Source organism: Arthrobacter sp. NPDC058130 (genome assembly GCF_042884475.1).
GTDB lineage: Bacteria > Actinomycetota > Actinomycetes > Actinomycetales > Micrococcaceae > Arthrobacter.
Window position 1 is genome coordinate 83,832 of sequence record NZ_JBHVTV010000015.1, and the last position, 17,308, is coordinate 101,139.

General features: G+C 65.0%; 18 protein-coding genes. 8 read left to right on the top strand and 10 right to left on the bottom strand.

From position 1 onward, the window contains the following. Positions 1-117 precede the first annotated feature (117 nt). From ACFVTM_RS20325 to ACFVTM_RS20340, 4 genes are all read right to left on the bottom strand, one after another. The gene (locus ACFVTM_RS20325) at positions 118-435 is read right to left on the bottom strand and encodes a hypothetical protein (RefSeq protein ID WP_390205819.1); all 318 of its coding nucleotides are present in this window, start codon (positions 433-435) and stop codon (positions 118-120) included. 100 nt (positions 436-535) lie between these two features. Next, complete coding sequence (fliS, locus tag ACFVTM_RS20330; RefSeq protein ID WP_390205821.1) at positions 536-1,072, bottom strand: flagellar export chaperone FliS; 537 nt, start codon at positions 1,070-1,072, stop codon at positions 536-538. Then, positions 1,069-2,400 (bottom strand): flagellar filament capping protein FliD, encoded by a 1,332-nt coding sequence (gene fliD, locus ACFVTM_RS20335; RefSeq protein WP_390205822.1) that lies wholly within the window; start codon positions 2,398-2,400, stop codon positions 1,069-1,071. Before fliD ends, fliS begins: the two co-directional genes overlap by 4 nt. A gap of 190 nt (positions 2,401-2,590) precedes the next feature. Continuing rightward, a complete protein-coding gene (locus ACFVTM_RS20340) occupies positions 2,591-3,439 on the bottom strand; it encodes a flagellin (RefSeq protein ID WP_390205823.1) in 849 nt (282 codons plus the stop codon). A 281-nt stretch (positions 3,440-3,720) separates the two neighbouring features. On the opposite strand from ACFVTM_RS20340, the gene ACFVTM_RS20345 reads away from it, so the two are divergent. The 4 genes from ACFVTM_RS20345 to fliW are packed head-to-tail and all read left to right on the top strand — an operon-like array spanning position 3,721 to position 6,921. Next, entirely contained in the window at positions 3,721-4,209 is a 489-nt protein-coding gene (locus ACFVTM_RS20345) for a flagellar protein FlgN (RefSeq protein ID WP_390205824.1), read from the top strand. An 11-nt stretch (positions 4,210-4,220) separates the two neighbouring features. After that, positions 4,221-5,627, top strand: coding sequence for a flagellar hook-associated protein FlgK (gene flgK, locus ACFVTM_RS20350; protein ID WP_390205825.1), 1,407 nt, complete (start codon positions 4,221-4,223; stop codon positions 5,625-5,627). Between the two features lie 2 nt (positions 5,628-5,629). Further along, positions 5,630-6,520 (top strand): flagellar hook-associated protein FlgL, encoded by an 891-nt coding sequence (gene flgL / locus ACFVTM_RS20355; protein ID WP_390205826.1) that lies wholly within the window; start codon positions 5,630-5,632, stop codon positions 6,518-6,520. An 11-nt stretch (positions 6,521-6,531) separates the two neighbouring features. Then, positions 6,532-6,921 carry a flagellar assembly protein FliW gene (gene fliW / locus ACFVTM_RS20360; RefSeq protein WP_390205827.1) on the top strand — a complete coding sequence of 130 codons (390 nt, stop codon included), beginning with the start codon at positions 6,532-6,534 and terminating at the stop codon, positions 6,919-6,921. A gap of 27 nt (positions 6,922-6,948) precedes the next feature. Here the strand turns inward: fliW and ACFVTM_RS20365 are convergent, their stop codons facing one another. The 3 genes from ACFVTM_RS20365 to ACFVTM_RS20375 form a co-directional block, all read right to left on the bottom strand. Next, positions 6,949-7,458 carry a hypothetical protein gene (locus tag ACFVTM_RS20365; RefSeq protein WP_390205871.1) on the bottom strand — a complete coding sequence of 170 codons (510 nt, stop codon included), beginning with the start codon at positions 7,456-7,458 and terminating at the stop codon, positions 6,949-6,951. A gap of 410 nt (positions 7,459-7,868) precedes the next feature. After that, positions 7,869-8,171: a DUF4193 domain-containing protein gene (locus ACFVTM_RS20370; RefSeq protein WP_390205829.1), complete on the bottom strand. Its 303-nt coding sequence runs from the start codon at positions 8,169-8,171 to the stop codon at positions 7,869-7,871. A 219-nt stretch (positions 8,172-8,390) separates the two neighbouring features. Then, a complete protein-coding gene (locus ACFVTM_RS20375; RefSeq protein WP_390205831.1) occupies positions 8,391-8,885 on the bottom strand; it encodes a GyrI-like domain-containing protein in 495 nt (164 codons plus the stop codon). 252 nt (positions 8,886-9,137) lie between these two features. On the opposite strand from ACFVTM_RS20375, the gene ACFVTM_RS20380 reads away from it, so the two are divergent. From ACFVTM_RS20380 to ACFVTM_RS20395, 4 genes are all read left to right on the top strand, one after another. Next, positions 9,138-10,178, top strand: coding sequence for a nitrilase-related carbon-nitrogen hydrolase (locus tag ACFVTM_RS20380; protein ID WP_390205832.1), 1,041 nt, complete (start codon positions 9,138-9,140; stop codon positions 10,176-10,178). Beyond that, positions 10,175-11,218 (top strand): agmatine/peptidylarginine deiminase, encoded by a 1,044-nt coding sequence (locus tag ACFVTM_RS20385; protein WP_390205834.1) that lies wholly within the window; start codon positions 10,175-10,177, stop codon positions 11,216-11,218. Before ACFVTM_RS20380 ends, ACFVTM_RS20385 begins: the two co-directional genes overlap by 4 nt. Then, on the top strand, positions 11,215-12,786 hold the full coding sequence (locus tag ACFVTM_RS20390) for an APC family permease (protein ID WP_390205835.1): 1,572 nt from the start codon (positions 11,215-11,217) through the stop codon (positions 12,784-12,786). The genes ACFVTM_RS20385 and ACFVTM_RS20390 overlap by 4 nt, the downstream gene beginning before the upstream one ends. 168 nt (positions 12,787-12,954) lie before the next feature. Next, a complete protein-coding gene (locus ACFVTM_RS20395) occupies positions 12,955-13,782 on the top strand; it encodes a glycosyl hydrolase (RefSeq protein WP_390205836.1) in 828 nt (275 codons plus the stop codon). On the opposite strand, the gene ACFVTM_RS20400 is transcribed toward ACFVTM_RS20395, so the two are convergent. The 3 genes from ACFVTM_RS20400 to ACFVTM_RS20410 form a co-directional block, all read right to left on the bottom strand. After that, positions 13,779-15,194 carry an APC family permease gene (locus tag ACFVTM_RS20400; protein ID WP_390205838.1) on the bottom strand — a complete coding sequence of 472 codons (1,416 nt, stop codon included), beginning with the start codon at positions 15,192-15,194 and terminating at the stop codon, positions 13,779-13,781. The two genes, ACFVTM_RS20395 and ACFVTM_RS20400, sit on opposite strands and share 4 nt — an antisense overlap. Positions 15,195-15,460: 266 nt before the next feature. Then, a complete protein-coding gene (locus ACFVTM_RS20405; protein WP_390205840.1) occupies positions 15,461-16,339 on the bottom strand; it encodes a polysaccharide deacetylase in 879 nt (292 codons plus the stop codon). Between the two features lie 41 nt (positions 16,340-16,380). Then, positions 16,381-17,304: an NAD-dependent epimerase/dehydratase family protein gene (locus tag ACFVTM_RS20410; RefSeq protein ID WP_390205842.1), complete on the bottom strand. Its 924-nt coding sequence runs from the start codon at positions 17,302-17,304 to the stop codon at positions 16,381-16,383. Positions 17,305-17,308: the final 4 nt, after the last annotated feature.

Below are 17,308 nucleotides of genomic sequence, written 5' to 3' on the forward strand. Positions count from 1 at the left end.
CCGATCCGTGGCCGGTAATCGAGCGATCCGTGCTCTTACAGTGGTTATCGGCACTGCTCAGCGCCGCGTTAGGTGAAAACGAGGGAGTATTTCAGGATGTTTTGAAGCCGGCGGTTCTTAGCCGTTGACGTCGAGGTAGACGGCGGAGGAAGACTCGCCCACGCCGGGTATCGAGGAGACCGCCTGGAGCTGACGGGCGACTCCAGACCTGGCTTCTTCCAGCCGCAGGGCAACTCGTTCCTGTGCGGCGGCCAGGGCTGCAGCGCGCCGCCGGGCGGCCGCCGGCAACGGTCCGGGCAGGACAGGCGGGGACCAGCGTTTTTCCGGTCTCGGCTCCGCCGTGGATCCGGCGGGGACCGCGAGCGGGCCCAGCGGGTCCTTCAGGGTGCGTTCGGCGGCCTGGACGGCCATTTCGAGGACATCCAGGACAGCCATCCAGGCTGCCAGGGAAGTGTCCGGGGCTGCCGACTCGGTCGGGGTTGATTCGGAGTGATTGAAACCGGCTCCCCCTAAGCCGATGTCTGAGTCACCCTGCTCAGCCAAAACCGAGACTCCCGCCACCCGTTCCGGGCTGGGTGTTCCAGGAGCCTGCCGCCGAGAAGGTGGCGGGGGCAGCGGCGGGGAAGGCCGCGGCGGTTCTGCTGCCTGTGGCGGCAGGCGATGAGACGGCCGCCGCCTCGTGCCAGGTCTGGCGCAGGGGTTCCAGCAGTTCGATGGCTTCGCGGGTCAGGGCAGGATCGCGCTGGATGTTGGCGTTGACCAGGGCCGTGAAAGCGTAGTTGTAGAGACCGAGCAGCCCGTCAGCTCCGTCCCAGGCATCAGTCTTCAAGGAAGAGGTGAGCTCGGCGATGATTGCCTGCGCGTGCAGGAGGTTTTCCGAGGCGACTGGCCAGTTGGCGGCCTGCTGCGCGGTCTCGGCCCTGCCCAGATCCAGCAGGAGGCGGTCGTACAGCATGGTGAGGAGGCGCGCCGGTGGCGCAGAGAGGACGGAGTCTTCGAGGTACTGGTTGCGCCGTGCCGCGCCGCCGAACCCGGCTGTGCCGTAACCATTGCCGTAGGCATTGGTGGTCATGATGAGCTACTTCCTGAGGAGAGGCCGGCGAGTTGGGAGGAGAGCCAGGTCTGTTGGGCTTTCATGTTGCTGAGCGCCACCTCAAGGGCGGAGTACGTGCTCTTCAGCGTGGCCTGGCGGGAGGCGAGGCGGGTGTCCCAATCGCTGATTCGATCGGCAAGATCACGGACCTCGGACTGCTGTCCGGTGATGGTGGTGGTCAGCGTGCCGTTGTACTTGTCCGACGCCTCGGTGGCCGCGGTGGCGATGCGCCCGGCGATCTCCTGCACCTTGGCTGTAGTGCCAGCGGGGTCGGCTGCGAGGGCGGCAGCAAACTTGGTGCCGTCGAATTCCATGGTGCCGGTCTTGGTGATACTGATGCCTATCTCCGAAGGAGACGTTGGGGGCGTGCCGACGGGCCGGGACGCGGCGGAAAGGATGTTCTGGTTCACGGACCGCACGGTGCTGTCGCCGGCGAAGATCCCCGCGCTCGTCGTGGTGCCGCTGGTGTTCGTTGTGGTGCTCACCGCGGTCTTGCTTGCCACGAGGGAGAAAATGCCGTTGACGCCTGAGACGAGGTCCGAGGCAAGCTTGGTAATTCCCGCGTCGTCACGGGCAACTGTGAGTACGACCGGGGCTGTGGTTACTTCCTTGGCGGTGACGGACACGCCGGGCAGAAGATCCGTGAAGGTGTTGGTCGAAGACTTCACCGTCTGGGCCGCGGTTGTGCCCGGCCAGAGAGAGATTTCAGCATCCTGGGCGGCCTTGACATCCGTGAAGACCGTACCCGGATCGCTGATCGTGAACGCGCCGGCTTCGCCGGACTTCGTGGCCGCGAACTGGAGCCGGAATTCCCCGCCGCCAACAGCCACCTTGCTTGCCACGACGCCGGCACCAGCGGCGTTGACTGACTTGACGACGTCGTCAAGGTTGCTCGAGAGCGGCTGGACGGTGTAGTCCACGCCCCCGCTGTTGATCGTCATTGTTGTGTAAGGCCATCCCACGACGGCGTTCACTTTGGGTGTCACGGTGACCTGGGTTTGCGCCAGCTTGTTCACCTGGAAATCGATCGAGCCTGATTTGGCAGCGGCAGTGGTGGTCGCCACGACCTTGTCGCTGCTCATGGTGGCCGCGTAGAGGTCCGTGGCGCCTGGTTTGGCCGCAGCCGTGGCCAGAGTCGCGAGGGCTGCGACTTTGCTGTTTAGCCCCTGGAGTGCGGACACCATGGACTGGATGTCAGACGACTTGTTTTTGAGCAGGGTCTGGGGAATGGCCTCGACCTGCATCACGGATGCAATCAACGCGGTGGTATCCAACCCGCTGGCCAGCCCATCCAGTGAGATCCCCATCGCCGACTCCCCTTGCTGTCAAAATCTGCTTGATGCTGATTGCTGTTGCTGAAGTGTAAATGTTGCACGTAAGGGCCGGACGATGGTTTTGGCATCGTCCGGCCCCTCCGCAGCACGGTGATCGGGGGTGTCTCTTCGTCCGATCAGGGTGGCAGGCTCATCTGTAAACTACGAGACCGCCCGAACCGGTTTAGCGCAGGAGCGAAAGAACACCCTGGCTGGACTGGTTTGCCTGAGCCAGCATGGCGGTGCCGGCCTGGGACAGGATGTTGGCCTTGGTGAACTTGACCATTTCCTGAGCCATGTCGACGTCGGCGATGCGGGACTGAGCGGCCTGCAGGTTCTCACCGGCAACGTTCAGGGACTTGATGGAGTGCTCGAGGCGGTTCTGAACAGCACCGATGTTTGACCGCTCGGTGGAAACCGACTTGATCTGGCCATCCAGGGCGGTGATCGACGTCGCGGCGTTAGCGGCGGTGTCAAAAGTCAGCGCCTTGACCGCGGTACCCACAGCGGTGATGTCAGCACCGGAGAGGTCCACGACGATCTGGTCGTTGGCCGCAACTCCGCCGGCGCCAACCTGGAACGTCAGCTTCCCGTCCGATGCCGTACCGCCACTGGCGTTCAGCAATGAAATGCCGTTGAAGTTGGTCGAGTTGCCAATACGGGTCAGCTCGTCGGCAAGGGCGTCAGATTCGGTCTTGATGGCCGTGCGGGCATCCACGTTGTTCGAGTCATTGCCGGCCTGGACAGCGAGGTCACGCACACGCTGCAGGATGGAGTGGACCTCGGTCAGGGCGCCTTCAGCGGTCTGGATGACCGAGATGCCGTCCTGGGCGTTGCGGGCGGCCTGGGCCGAGCCGGTGACCTGGGACTTGAGGCCCTCGGAGATAGACAGGCCTGCTGCGTCATCGCCGGCGCGGTTGATGCGCAGGCCGGTGGACAGCTTCTCCAGGGACTTGGAGAGGTCACTCTGTGTGGCGTTGAGGCTGCGGTAAGTGTTGTTTGCCGCAAGGTTGTTGTTGATAACGAAGCCCATGGTATTTCCTCCGTGAGTGGGACTGTAAGCGATGGCCCATCCGTGGGCCTTCAGGAGTAGCTATCGCCATGTCGGAAGCACAGGTAAGGAGAATTCCAAAATTGTTTTCGGGTTTTCCGTGTAGCCCTTTTGTGCCCGTTATTGGCCTTATTCCCGCTAACGGATCGAACACCCCTGCCGATAGTTTCTACGAACCCAGCTGTTGGCTGCATCGTCCGCACGATCGAACAGCCGCAGCGGCACTACCGCACCCGTCACCGAAGAGGGAGTCCTCCGGACCTATGGCCATCCACGAACTTTCAGCCCTGCTGTGGCGGGAGCGTGAACTCCTGGACGTTCTCACTTTCAAGCTTGAAGAGGAGCAACTGCTCCTCACGTCAGGCAAGTCGCGCTGGCTGGCGCACGGGACCAAGGAAGTCGAGCAGGTCCTTGAGCACCTCTCCAAGGCGAGCCTGGCGCGCACCATCGAGGCCGCCGTCGTTGCCGAAACCTGGGGCCTGCCGTCCGACGCTTCCCTCGGCGAGCTGGCCGCCGCCGCACCCGAGGGGGCCTGGGCCGAGGTCCTGACCGCACACCTGACCGCGCTGACCCGCCAGACGGCCCTTATAAAGGAACTGCGCGACTCCAACGAGCAGTACCTGCGCACCGCCGTCCGTTCCACCCAGGAGTCGCTGGCGGACCTGAACCCCGCGGCTGCAACGGGCACCTACGACGCCCATGGCAAGACCGGGGAGTCAGCCGGCTCCCGCATCTTCGACAAGCAATTCTAAGGAAGCCACGCATGAGCACCTTTGGCACCCTGAACACCGCCTACCGGGGATTGACGGCTGCCCAGCTGGGCATGAACGTCGCCGGCCAGAACATCGCCAACGCCGCCACCGAGGGCTACACCCGGCAGCGTGTGGAGCAGTCCTCGCTGGCGGCGCCGGCCCGTGGCCTCTTCAGCGGGGGCACATTGCAGCCCGGGCAGGGTGTTTCCGTGGACACCATCGCACGGCTCGGCAACAGCTTCCTCGACGGCAGTGTTCGCTCGGCCGGAGCCCAGGCAGGGTACGCGAGTGTTCGCTCTTCGGCTCTGCAGGGCATTGAAGGCGTCCTTCAGGAACCCGGCGAGAACGGCATCTCGACTGCGCTGCAGGGCTTCTGGTCCGCTTGGCAGGGCGCCGCCAACCAGCCCGCGGAGGACGGCCCGAAGGGGCTCCTCCTCAACGCGGCGAACTCCGTGACGGACAAGATCTCCTCCGCCTACAAGGCCCTGGATGCCCAGTGGACCAGCGCCCGCGGGCAGGCTCAGGACACGGTCAACGCCGTGAATGCGGCCGCCGCCCAGGTTGCTTCGTACAACACGACCATCCGGTCCGCCCTCGCTGCCGGCGGATCAGCCAATGAACTCATCGACGCCCGGGCCAAGCTCACGGACAAGATCGCCAGCCTGACCGGCGGCGCTGTCCGCGAGCAGGCCGACGGTACCGTCGACGTCCTTGTCGGGGGAAACGCCCTCGTCACGGGCGGCTCAGTCCGGACGCTCCAGCTTGCGGGCGCCACCGCCATGGCTGACGCCGCTGCCGATGCCCCGCGCATCGAGTGGACAAGCCCCAGCGGCACGGCGACCCTCGACGGCGGCGAACTCGCGGGTGCACTGTCCGTGCTGGCACCGGCGAGCAAGGGCGGCGCAATCGCCCAGGCGGCGGACGCGTACAGCACGTTGGCGCTCGCTCTCGCCACCGCCGTCAACACGGTCCACCAGACCGGAGTCACGGGCGCGGGCGCCTCGGGTGCACCCTTTTTCACTGTCGGGGGTAACCCTGCCGCGCTCAGCGTCAAGGGGCCGACCGACATTTCCGGGATTGCCCTGAAGGCGTCGACCGGCGGCGCCCTGGACACGAGTATTGCCGACCGGATCTCCCAGCTCGGCGTAGGTGCGAACTCCCCGGACAAGGTCTGGTCCGGCATCGTCACCGACATTGGCGTGCAGTCCAGGGGGGCCCAGCAACACGAGGCCCTCACTACGGCTGCACAGGCCTCCGCCCTCACCGGCCGTGCTTCCCAGGCCTCCGTGAGCCTGGACGAGGAAAACATCAGCCTGCTCACCAACCAGCATGCCTACCAGGCGGCTGCACGCGTCATGACCGCCGTCGACGAGGCGCTTGATGTTCTGATCAACCGCACCGGTCTGGTAGGAAGGTAGCTATGCTGAACCGGGTAACAAACCTGACTATGAGCTCAGCCGCCCAGCGGACCCTGCAGACCCAGCAGTCCAGGCTGGCCGAGCTGCAGGAGAAGGCAAGCACTCTCAACAAGATCTCTCGGCCCTCGGACGATCCTGCAGCCACCGCTCAGGCCCTCGAGACCCGTGCCCTCCTGGCCGCCAACGCCCAGTATGGCCGCAACATCGACGACGGCAACACGTGGCTGACGGCGGCGGATTCTGCACTCGAGCAGGCCACCAATGTGATGCACCGGGTTAAGGACCTCACAGTCCTTGCAGGCAACGGCACCTTGCCCCAGTCCGGAAAGGACGCCATCGCCATCGAGCTCGACGCCCTTAACAGCGAGCTCCTCTCAATCGCCAACACCAAGCACCTCGGCAGGAACATCTTTGCCGGGAATTCGGATGCCCCGGAAGCTTTTAGCGGTCCCATACCGCCCTCATACAACGGTGCCGGGCTCAGCCCTGTTGAACGTCGCTTCAGTGCCACGCAGACCGTGAGGGTCGACGCCGACGGCCAAGGTATCTTCGGCGTTGGAACGGGCTCAGTCTTTGACACGGTCAAATCGCTAGCCGACGCGCTCAGGGGCGGAGCGGCCCCAACACAGTCGCAGCTCGACACCCTGGAGACTGGTTTTAACAACATCGTCGACGGGCGGTCCGAGATCGGAACCCGCCAGGCACAGCTGGAACGTGCCAGCAGCGTCAACACAGAATTGGAGGCCACCTTGGATGCACAGAAGACCGGCATTGAGAAGGCAGATCTTGGCAGCGTCATCATGGACCTGAAGCTTCAGGAGACTAACTACCAGGTGGCCCTGGCCGCGACGGCGCGGGTGCTTCAACCCACGCTGATGGACTTCCTGCGGTGAGTGCCCCGGTCATGGACACTCCCGTCGCCAACCTGCCTGTCGCCTTCACGGCCCCCATGCCGGGCTTCGAGGATCTGCATGACTTCAGCCTGCGCAGCGTCGAGGGCGCGGCCGGGTTGTACGCCCTGGAAGCCGCTTCAACCCCGGTGCGTCTGTTCCTGGCCGATGCCGCCGTGTTTGCGCCCAGCTACGCCCCGCCCATCCCGGTGGCAGCGCTGGAGGCCCTGGACTTTCAGGAGTCCGAGGCACCGCAGGTACTGATCGTCCTCAACCACTCCCCCGGTTCCACCACGGTCAACCTCATGGCCCCGATCGTCCTCAACCGCAGCACGGGACGCTGCACCCAGCTCGTGCTCGACGGCCGGGATTACCCGCTCCGGGCCGAGCTCAACTCGCTCTAGCCAACGCGCCCGGCGAGCGCCGCCGCCTCACCAGAAATGCGCCACATCCACCACGAGCCGTGACCCGGTGCCCGGCCCGGTCAAGGTAAGGACCCGGAACGGCAGCCGGGCACGGACCCCCAGGCCCAGGCTGCTGTATCCCTCGAAGCTGCCCGCCCACGCCACCTGGCGAAACGTCTGGTAACCGCTGACGTTCACGAGTTCGTTTTTGTCCGCCGGGTTGTACGTGGAGTTGCCGTTGCTGTCATACGCTGGCGCGTTGACCGTGAGCTGGATGAAGGCCTGGCCCCGCAGCGGGACCGGCAGGCCCGACCCGTCCTGCACCACTTGGGGAACATAGCGGACGGTGTAGCCGGCCACGGGGCCGTTCAGGTCGATGACAAGCCGATCAAAGCAGTAGTGCTGGCCGCTCCGGACGCTCACCACCTGGGCCTGGCTCAGGGCCGGATCTGTTTTCATCAGCGAACCCCAGACCAGCCCGCAGTAGGGGTCCGCGGCTGCCGGCGCCGGCGCAAGCAGCCCCAGGCCGGCGGCCATCAACACTGCCGCGAGCAATGCCTGGATCTTCAGCTGGATCGTCTTCAGCTGGGTCTTTATCAATGCGGCCACCGCCTGACACTGAACTGCTCCGATATTGAACGCACTGAACTGCCTGCTTTGTCTGGACAGGCAGCCTGGGCGGGGAACCGGGAGCGCCAGCACTGTCAGACGCTTTCAGCGTAGGCGGGCCCGAACCGGCGGGCGAGGCCGCCCACCATTTCGGCGCCCAACTGTTAGCGTGGCTCGTCGCCGGTCACGGACGGATGTCTGCGACGGGTCCTTCGAGATTCGTTTACAAACAGATAACGCGCCGGGCCGGGCAGGAGCTGCGACGGACTGGGCCGGAACGGCGAAGCGCCGGCCCCCTCGCGGGTCCGGCGCTTCGTGCGGAGACTGCTGGAAGGTTCTTAGCCTTCGCAGTCGCGGCAGTACTTCATGCCGTTCTTTTCCAGGGCAACCTGGGACCGGTGACGGACCAGGAAGCAGGAGGCACAGGTGAATTCATCGGATTGCTCGGGAACAACAATGACGGTCAGCTCTTCGCCGGACAGATCCGCCCCCGGGAGATCGATGCCTTCAGCGGTGTCGTTCTCGTCGACGTCGATCACAGCAGTCTGGGCGCCGCCGCCGCGGGACGCCTGCAGGGCCTCCAGCGACTCAGCGGGAGATTCTTCTTCAGTCTTGCGTGGGGCGTCGTAATCGGTAGCCATATTGGGGTTCACTTTCGTTGCTGCGCAGCGCCATTTCAGGCACCTCAGTGAAGCAGTTTAGGACATTATGCATGGAGTTAAGGAATAGTGTGGCCAATCAGACACAACGAGTCTGTCGGGCCGCGGAAAACCGGGGCAGCGGCCCCGCCCGAAGCCCGGCCGTGCGCGTCGGCTGGGCGGTTCAAATAGAGTTTCAGATAGGCGGTTTAGGCAGGCAGGTCAGGCGACCGGCCAGACCACCAGGGTCTGCCATTTCGCCGGGTCGGGTTCGGCGCCGGGATCGGTGAGGTAGTACTCCCACATTGCTTCCCCCGGGCTCGCCCCGTCCTGCCGCATCCGCGCCATGATCGCGCCGTACGTCTGCTGCAGTGATTCGTAGGGACCGATGTGCATCGCTTCGTAGGCCCGGCCCGAGGGGAGGCTCCCGGCGAGGACCGCCGTGTCCACGCCGCCCGGATTCGTGAAGGGTGCGGCGAGAGGAAACCCCGCCTCGACATCCACGACGTCGGTCGGCGTGCCACGGTACAGCGCGAACGGAGGTCCGGCCAGCTGGACATGCTGCTGCTGCACCGCGCCCATGACGGCACCGAAGGCACGGCCGAAAAAGTCCCGCAGCGCGTTCATCGGGACAGTCTCGTGCACCACCGCCGTCGGTTGTTCCTTGAGCTGGGCGGGCCTGATGACCGGAGCGGGCCCAGGATTCGTTGGAGTCATACGCCCAGATTCTGCCGTGCCCATTCCGCGGTCTAGGGCCTTACGGCCCGCGCCCAGCCCGCGCCCCGAACGGCTCTGAACGGGCATGAACAGGCTCTGAACGAGCCCGCGCCGCGGCCGGGCACAGATGCTGGATCGCCGCGAATAAATAAATGAACTTTATTCATATTAGGTCTTGCCCCGCGCCGCCATCGCCCCCAATACTAAATGAACAACGTTCATTTACGTGACCCCCGTCTCACTGGAGTAGCCATGATCGAAAACACGTCCCTCGACGCCCCGCCCTCCCTCGCCCGGACCGAACCATCGAACCGGCCCGCGCTGCGCGTCGGCGTCGTGCAGCACCGCTGGCAGCCCGATGCCGCGGCCCTGCGCGCCGAACTGGACGAAGGCATCGGGCGCGCCGCCCGACTGGGGGCCGCCGTCGTCTTCCTGCCCGAGCTCACCCTGTCCCGCTACCCGGCGGACACGCTTCCGGAGAACGACACCGCCCGGGGCGGGGCCACGCGCCCGCGGCCCTCGGACATCGCCGAGGACCTGCTCACCGGCCCCACGTTCCGCTTCGCGGCGGACGCGGCCCGCAGGCACGGCGTCTGCGTCCACGCCTCGCTGTACCAGAAGGCCGGGAACCCGGACGGTTCCGACGACGGCCTGGGCCTGAACACCGCCATCCTGGTATCCCCCAATGGCGACCTTCTGGGCCGCACCCACAAGCTGCATATCCCCGTCACGGCCGGCTACCACGAGGACAAGTTCTTCCGCCAGGGCCCCGGGGGCGAGGACGCCTACGAGGTCCACTCCCCCGCCGAACTCGGCGGCGCACGGCTGGGCATGCCCACCTGCTGGGACGAATGGTTCCCCGAACTAGCGCGGATCTACTCCCTGGGCGGGGCAGAACTCCTGGTCTACCCCACGGCCATCGGTTCCGAGCCGGACCACCCGGACTTCGATACCCAGCCGTTGTGGCAGCAGGTCATAGTGGGCAACGGGATTGCCAACGGACTGTTCATGGTGGCCCCCAACCGCTACGGGAGCGAAGGCACGCTGAACTTCTACGGCTCGTCCTTCATCTCCGATCCCTACGGCCGGATCCTCGCCCAGGCGCCGCGGAACGAATCCGCCGTGCTGGTCGCGGATCTGGACCTTGACCAGCGCAAGGACTGGCTCACGCTCTTCCCGTTCCTGGCCACGCGCCGCCCGGACACCTACGCGCGGCTGACCGAACCCGTGCGCCCCGACGCCCCGCTCGGTCTCGACACGCGGAAGGCCACCCTCCAGAAGGCCACGGCGTGAGCGCCTGGCGGATGCCGTCCGAAACGGCACCCCAGGACCGCGTCTGGATGGCGTTTCCCACCGGTGGCTACACGCTGGGCGAGACAGCGGAAGAAGCCCACGCCGCCCGTTCCGTCTGGGCCGCCGTTGCGAACGCCGTCGTGGATTTCGAACCCGTCACCATGCTGGTGGCCCCGGACGACGTCGAGACCGCCGCCCGGTACCTCCGCCCCGAGATCGAGGTGGTCACCGCCGCGCTGAACGACGCCTGGATGCGGGACATCGGCCCCACGTTCGTGCTGGACGACGCCGGCCGGCTCGGCGCCGTGGACTGGGTCTTCAACGGCTGGGGCGGCCAGGACTGGGCCGCCTGGGACAAGGACTCGCTTGTGGCAGCAGCCGTCGCGGCACGCTCCGGGGCCAGCCACCTCGTCTCGCCTCTGGTGAACGAGGGCGGCGGCATCCACGTCGACGGTGAAGGCACGGTCCTCGTCACCGAGACGGTCCAGCTGGATCCGGGCCGCAACCCGGGACTCAGCAAGGCCGACGTCGAGGCCGAACTGGCCCGGACGCTGGGCACCACGCACGTCGTCTGGCTTCCGCGGGGGCTGACCCGGGATTCGGAACGGTTCGGCACCCGCGGCCATGTCGACATCGTCGCCGCCATCCCGTCCCCCGGCACATTGCTTGTCCATTCCCAGCAGAACCCCGCGCACCCCGATTTCCAGGTCAGCCGGGACATCATCAGCCATCTCGCCACCACCCGGGACGCGGCCGGCCGCGAATGGAACATCATCGAGGTCCCCGCCCCGGAAACCCTCACGGACGAGGAAGGCTTCGTCGACTACAGCTACATCAACCACCTGGTGGTCAACGGCGGCGTCATCGCCTGCACGTTCGGCGACCCGATGGACGAGAAAGCGTTGCGCATCCTCAGCGATGCCTATCCCGGCCGCACAGTGGTGGGCATCGACGCCCGCGAGCTCTTCGCCCGCGGCGGCGGCATCCACTGCATCACCCAGCAGCAACCAACCGCCTCCCAGAAAGCAGATCAGCCATGAGTCACACCATCGGCCGCGAAGACGGCACCGCCACCGCGCACGACGTCGTCGACCCGGCCGGTTCCAAGCACGGCATCACAGGCAAGGGGCTCAAGGGCGGCCAGCTGGGCCTGCTCGCCGTCGTCGTCCTGGGCATCTCCTCCGTGGCACCGGCCTACAGCCTGACCAGTTCGCTGGGACCCGCCGTCGGCGCCGTCGGCGTGCAGCTGCCGGCGATCTTCATCGTCGCGTTCATCCCCATGATCCTGGTGGCCTTCGCCTACCGGGAGCTCAACGCCGATTCCCCGGACAGCGGCACCACCTTCACGTGGGCCACAAAGGCGTTCGGCCCGTTCGTGGGCTGGATGGGCGGCTGGGGGCTGCTGGCCGCCAACATCATTGTCCTTTCCAACCTAGCCGGCGTCGCGGTGGACTTCTTCTACCTCTTCCTCGCCCAGGTGTTCAACAACCCCGAACTCGCGGACCTGACCTCCAACACTGCCGTGAACATCGTGACCTGCCTGGTGTTCGTGGCCCTGGCTGTCTGGGTCAGCTACCGCGGCCTGCACGCCACCAAGCTCGTGCAATACGGCATGGTCGGCTTCCAGGTGCTGGTGCTGGCCGTCTTCATCGTCATGGCGCTCGGCCACGCGGCCTCGGGCGACTCCGGCACCGCGATTGCGTTCAGCTGGGACTGGTTCAACCCGGCAAAGATCGAGAGCTTCGAGCAGTTCACCGCCGGCATGTCACTGGCCGTCTTCGTCTACTGGGGCTGGGACGTCTGCCTCACCGTCAACGAGGAAACCAAGGGCGGCCGCGGCACCGCCGGCCGCGCGGGAACAACGACGGCGGTGGCCGTCCTGGCTCTCTACCTCGCCGTCATCGTGGCCACCATGATGGTGGCTGGCACCGGAGTCGACGGCATCGGCCTGAACAACCCGGACAACCAGGCGAACGTCTTTGCGGCGCTGGCCTCCCCCGTCATGGGCCCGCTCGCCATCCTGATGTCCCTGGCCGTGCTGTCCGGCACCGCGTCCTCGCTGCAGTCCACCATGGCCTCCCCGGCCCGCAGCCTGCTGGCGATGGGCCACTACGGTGCCCTGCCGCCGCGCTTCGCATCCGTCAGCAAGCGCTTCGGCTCCCCCGGTTACGCCACGCTGGTTGCGGGCCTGCTGTCCGGCGGCTTCTACGCCGTCATGAAAGTGGTGAGCGAGAACGTACTCAACGACACCATCATGGCCCTGGGCCTGATGATCTGCTTCTACTACGCCCTCACCGCGTTCGCCTGCACGTGGTACTTCCGGCACAGCCTGTTCTCCAGCGTCCGCAACGTCTTCATGCGGCTGCTGTTCCCGGTGCTCGGCGGTCTGGTCCTCACCGTGGTCTTCTTCCAGACCGCCGTGGACAGCTGGGCGCCGGAATTCGGCAGCGGCTCCGAGGTCTTCGGCGTGGGCCTGGTCTTCATCCTGGGCATCGGCATCCTTGCCCTGGGCGTGGTGGTCATGCTCGTCACCGCGAAACTGCAGCCGGGCTTCTTCCGGGGCGAGACCATCCGGAAGGACACCCCCGCCCTGGTGGTTCCGGAGTAGCCTCCACGGCAAAAGACAGCGCACGGCTTTGCCCCCTGCTGCGGGGCAAAGCCGTGCGTTTGCTGTCAGTAGGGCCGAACGAATCTACCCGATGCCGGCACGCCGGCGTAGCGTCACTCGCGTCAGATCCTGGTCTCGACCTGCTTCGCATCGAGAGAAGGAATACACATGGAACGCCGGACATTTCTCGCATTACCGCTGGCCGCCCTGACCCTTCCAGGGGTTCTTTCCGCGGCCCCCGCCTCCGCGGCCGGGGCCCGGCCCCAGGCGCTCAAAGGCGCAGCCCGCGGGGGCACAGACGCATTGGCGCTCCGGCAGATCCGGGCCCTCAACGCCAGCTGGTACTACTCGTGGGGATCGAAATATACCGTCACCACCAACCCAGGATTCGTCCCGATGGTCTGGAGCGGAAAAGCTCTGGTGCAGAATAATTCCATCGACGACGTGATCCGCCAGCTTCCCGTAACGAGAACCAAAAACCTTCTCGGCTTCAACGAGCCGGACTTCTCCAGTCAGGCCAACATGTCCGTCGACGAGGCCATCCGGCTGTGGCCCCTGCTCCAGTCCACCGGCCTCAGGCTGGGGTCCCCGAGCACCGTCAGTGCAACCAGCCCCTGGCTGGACAAGTTCATGACCAAGGCTGCCAGGGCCAACCTGCGCGTCGACTTCATGACGATGCACTGCTACGGCTGGCCAAATGCTGAGAGCTTCCTTTCGAAGGTCAGGGATCTGCACGAGAAGTATGGAAGGCCCGTGTGGGTTACCGAGTTTTCCGTCGCTGACTGGTCGGCGACCCCTTCGCGCCCCTCCCGGTACACCCGCGGAGACGTGCACAGCTTCATGCGGGCTGCTGTCGCCGGGATGAGGGCGATGCCCTTCGTCGAACGGTTCGCGTGGTATGCCAGAGGGCCCTCCGACCCGATCTTGGGCCCTTCGGCCCTCTACCAAACGAACGGCCAACTGACAGTAGCCGGCAGGATCTATGCATCGCTCTAACGGCGACTTGTGGACAGTTCCGGCTCTGGTTCTGTCTCCGTCGCCGCTGCCAGGGTGCGGCTATTGCGTGGACGCAGGCGCTTCTCCACCACAAAACCCGCCAGGCCCAGCAGCACGAACACCACAATCACCGCGTAGTTCTGGTACCAGGGCGCTTCCGGTTGCCGCGGCCAAGCGATATTGAGGATTTCAAAACCCAACCACAGCAGCGCGGCCACGTTCACCACTGGCCCAAGAACACCCAGGCTGAACTGTCCGGCCTTCCACTGTCCTTTCAGCCGAGCTATCAGCGCGGCCAGCACCGGAAAGATGAATGCCACGTAGAAGCCCGCCGTCGCGAAGGCAATGAGGGCGCCGTACACCTGCGATGCCGACAGCGCCAGAACAACCAGCGAAGCGGCCGCCGAGACCAGCAGCGCGTTGATGGGCAGTCTGTCCGTTTTGCTGAGACGCCTCAGGACCCTGGCCGCCGGCAGGGCATCCAGCCTGGCGAACGCGAAAATCGATCGCGACACGGCCGCCTGCAGCGCCACTGTCCCCGCGATGAATCCCAGGACGATGGTCACCAGGAGCGGCTTGGTGATTCCCTCGCCAAGATTGGCAGTGAGGGTTGTGGTAATCGGGTCCGGGTCTGCCCCCGACATGGCGGCGTCAATGTCCGGGATTGCCAGGAGCAGCGCCAGGCAGGAAAACGTGATGACAGATGCCACCGTGACCAGGGACGTCAGGACGGCCCGCGGCACTCTGCGTTCGGGAGATCGGACTTCCTCGGCAATTGCACCCGCACTTTCAAATCCCACAAACGACCATCCGATGATTGCCACTGCGGCGAGGAAGGGCCCAAAGACATATGCGGTTGTGTCGGGCGCGGTTCCGAAAGCGTCCAGAATCGTGCTGAGGGAATTCCGGCGATGGAAGATGATGAGGACCAGCCCGACTCCCAGGCTGGCGATGACCTCGCACACGATGCTCACCGTCACCAGCAGGCTCAGCCATTTCCGTCCGGCGGAGTTGGCAATGGTGCTCACCAACAAGACGACGGCGCCCAGCATGATTTTTGTTGTGATGTCGGGCTGTTCCATGCCCAGCAATGACGCCAGAAATGTGCCGCCGCCGAAGGCAACAGCGGCAACTGTGATGATGAGGGTCCAGATGTAGGCCCATCCGGCGTACCAGCTGTAGGTGTGCCCGAGAAGGGACCGGGACCAAAGGCAGACCCCGCCGGCAACAGGCCACCGTGAAGCGAGCTCGGCAAGTACGGCAGCCACCAGAGCCTGGCCCAAGAGGACGACCAACAGACCCCACCAGAACGCCGGACCTGCCGCCAGCAGCGCCAAGCCGAAAACTCCGTACAAGCCGATGATCGGTGACATGAAGGCGAACGCCAAGGAGAACGAGGACCAGAACCCCATTTCCCGTTTCAGTTGGAGGGATTCAGGATTGGGCGCCTGCGTTGGACCAGGTGCGTCCGGCAACAGCTGGGACGGGGAGTTCATTGCTATGGGCCTTCTTTCGCTGGGTCGGTCTGAGGGTTGAAGCTTCACAACGCGTGGCGGGCGTGGCTGATCACAGGCCAAGGGCGCACCCTTGGCCGGTCGTGTTCGGGATGGTCAATGTTCGCGGTGGCGACGGGCTAGCCGTCCGGGGCTTAGTCGTCGGAGGTTTAGAAGTCCGGGGTTTAGAAGTCCGGATACAGCTCCGCGGATGCTGTAACTGGGTTGAGGGGCTCGGCAATCAACGCGGGGTCACCGAGCGCCGCTTCCGCGAGTGCTTCGCAGGTCGAGAAGCGGACGTCGCCTCGTTCCAGCGCAGTTTCGATAACGGTCCGCAGCGCCTCCAGCCGTCCCGCCCGCCCGGTGAGGAACGGGTGGCACGTAAGCATGAAAAGGGCGCCATGACGTCGCATGGCGTCGATCTCGTGAATCCACATATCCGCCACGACCAGTGGCGACTGGATGATTTCACCAATCTTGGGTTCCGGAAGGAAGGCATACTGCTCCCAGTCATCCAGGCTCCAGTGCGGGGGGAGCTCGGCAACCGTTCCTGCGGGGGTTTCAATGAGATACGGAACGTCCGCGTCCATCAGGCTGGAATCGTATTTCAGCCCATACTCAGCTACCAACGACGGCGTCTGCCAAGAGGGCTCCCACAGTGCGGCGCGGTGCCCCTTGGGAGAAATGCCGAAGCGCCCGAGTGCGGCAAGCGCCAGGTCGAAGTCGGCGCGTTCGTCGTCGAAACTCATGTTCACCGCCGTGCGGTGGGTGTGTGAGTGGTGCGCGATCTCATGACCGGCTTCCAGGACCTGTTCAACCATGTGCGGATATCGTTCCGCAGTGACGCCTGGAATGAAGAATGTCGCCGGCTGCTGCACGTCTTTCAACATTTGGAGAATCCGGGGAACACCCACCTTGGGTCCGAACGCCTGGTGGGTCATCGCCATTGCGTTGTCGGCATAGCGTCGGCCGGCGGCCAGGACAGGGGACTCGGCGTCGACGTCGAAGGTCAACGCGGCGACGCATGCGGCCCCTTGCCTCCAGCCGCTTTTATCGAATGTCATGATCGCCCCTATGAATCAGAAAAAAGCTCAGAAGAAATGGGTCAGAAGTCATGCGTGGAGAGCCAATCGGCGTAATCGCCGAGAGCCCGCTGCAGCGGCCAGGCCGGTTCATAGCCCAGGTCCGCGGCTGCGGAAGCGATGCTGAAATGTCCCTGCAGGTCCAGGGTTGGATCCGTCCCCGGCCCGATCTCCACAGTGGCCTCCGGGAATGCGATCCGAACTTCCTTGACGACGTCGCTGAGTGTCCAGTACTCGCTGCCGGAGATGTTGTAGGCCAGCGGCCTGGTCGGGGCTGTTTGCGGTGCCTGGACTGCCGCCAGGATGGCGCGGGCGACGTCGCGGACGTAGACCAGGTTGTAGCGGTGGTCGGCCCCGTGATCCTGTGAGAATGAACCGTCACGGACAACGCCGCGCATGATGTCCCGCATGATTTCGTCCATGCGGTTTCCGGGTCCGTAAACCTGGCCGATGCGCAGGGAGATGACGTCGATTCCGTACCTGTCGCCGTAGACCTGGCCGAGCCATTCCCCGGTAACCTTCGTCACGGCGTAAGGCGTCGTGGGATTTGCCGGCTCCGATTCGAGAACTACCGGTGCTGAGGTCTTTCCGTACACGCACTCGGAAGAGAAGAAGACGATCCTCTTGACGCCGTGCAGTCGTGCTGCCTCGAAAACCGCCACTGTTCCTTCGACGTTGGCCGCAAAGGTTGCCAGGGGAAAGCTCAGGGAATACGTCGGGTGGGATATTGCGGCAGTGTGGACGATGGTGTCGACGTCGTGCTCCTTGAATATCTCCAGGAGGCGCGGAATATCGAACAGTTCACCCTGAACGGAAACGACGTCGGGGCGTGGCGCCTCGAGGAAGTCCCGGTTGTAGCTGACCGTATGATGCCCGGCGTCGGCAAGTTCGTTGATGATGTGGCGGCCGGTGAATCCGGCACCACCTGTGACCAGGACAGAGCTCATGTGA

Coding starts and splice junctions, on each gene's coding strand:
- ACFVTM_RS20325 (WP_390205819.1), bottom strand. CDS start 435: ATGGCTGTCCTGGATGTCCTCGAAATGGCCGTCCAGGCCGCCGAACGC.
- fliS (WP_390205821.1), bottom strand. CDS start 1,072: ATGACCACCAATGCCTACGGCAATGGTTACGGCACAGCCGGGTTCGGC.
- fliD (WP_390205822.1), bottom strand. CDS start 2,400: ATGGGGATCTCACTGGATGGGCTGGCCAGCGGGTTGGATACCACCGCG.
- ACFVTM_RS20340 (WP_390205823.1), bottom strand. CDS start 3,439: ATGGGCTTCGTTATCAACAACAACCTTGCGGCAAACAACACTTACCGC.
- ACFVTM_RS20345 (WP_390205824.1), top strand. CDS start 3,721: ATGGCCATCCACGAACTTTCAGCCCTGCTGTGGCGGGAGCGTGAACTC.
- flgK (WP_390205825.1), top strand. CDS start 4,221: ATGAGCACCTTTGGCACCCTGAACACCGCCTACCGGGGATTGACGGCT.
- flgL (WP_390205826.1), top strand. CDS start 5,630: ATGCTGAACCGGGTAACAAACCTGACTATGAGCTCAGCCGCCCAGCGG.
- fliW (WP_390205827.1), top strand. CDS start 6,532: ATGGACACTCCCGTCGCCAACCTGCCTGTCGCCTTCACGGCCCCCATG.
- ACFVTM_RS20365 (WP_390205871.1), bottom strand. CDS start 7,458: ATGGCCGCCGGCCTGGGGCTGCTTGCGCCGGCGCCGGCAGCCGCGGAC.
- ACFVTM_RS20370 (WP_390205829.1), bottom strand. CDS start 8,171: ATGGCTACCGATTACGACGCCCCACGCAAGACTGAAGAAGAATCTCCC.
- ACFVTM_RS20375 (WP_390205831.1), bottom strand. CDS start 8,885: ATGACTCCAACGAATCCTGGGCCCGCTCCGGTCATCAGGCCCGCCCAG.
- ACFVTM_RS20380 (WP_390205832.1), top strand. CDS start 9,138: ATGATCGAAAACACGTCCCTCGACGCCCCGCCCTCCCTCGCCCGGACC.
- ACFVTM_RS20390 (WP_390205835.1), top strand. CDS start 11,215: ATGAGTCACACCATCGGCCGCGAAGACGGCACCGCCACCGCGCACGAC.
- ACFVTM_RS20395 (WP_390205836.1), top strand. CDS start 12,955: ATGGAACGCCGGACATTTCTCGCATTACCGCTGGCCGCCCTGACCCTT.
- ACFVTM_RS20400 (WP_390205838.1), bottom strand. CDS start 15,194: ATGGGGTTCTGGTCCTCGTTCTCCTTGGCGTTCGCCTTCATGTCACCG.
- ACFVTM_RS20405 (WP_390205840.1), bottom strand. CDS start 16,339: ATGACATTCGATAAAAGCGGCTGGAGGCAAGGGGCCGCATGCGTCGCC.
- ACFVTM_RS20410 (WP_390205842.1), bottom strand. CDS start 17,304: ATGAGCTCTGTCCTGGTCACAGGTGGTGCCGGATTCACCGGCCGCCAC.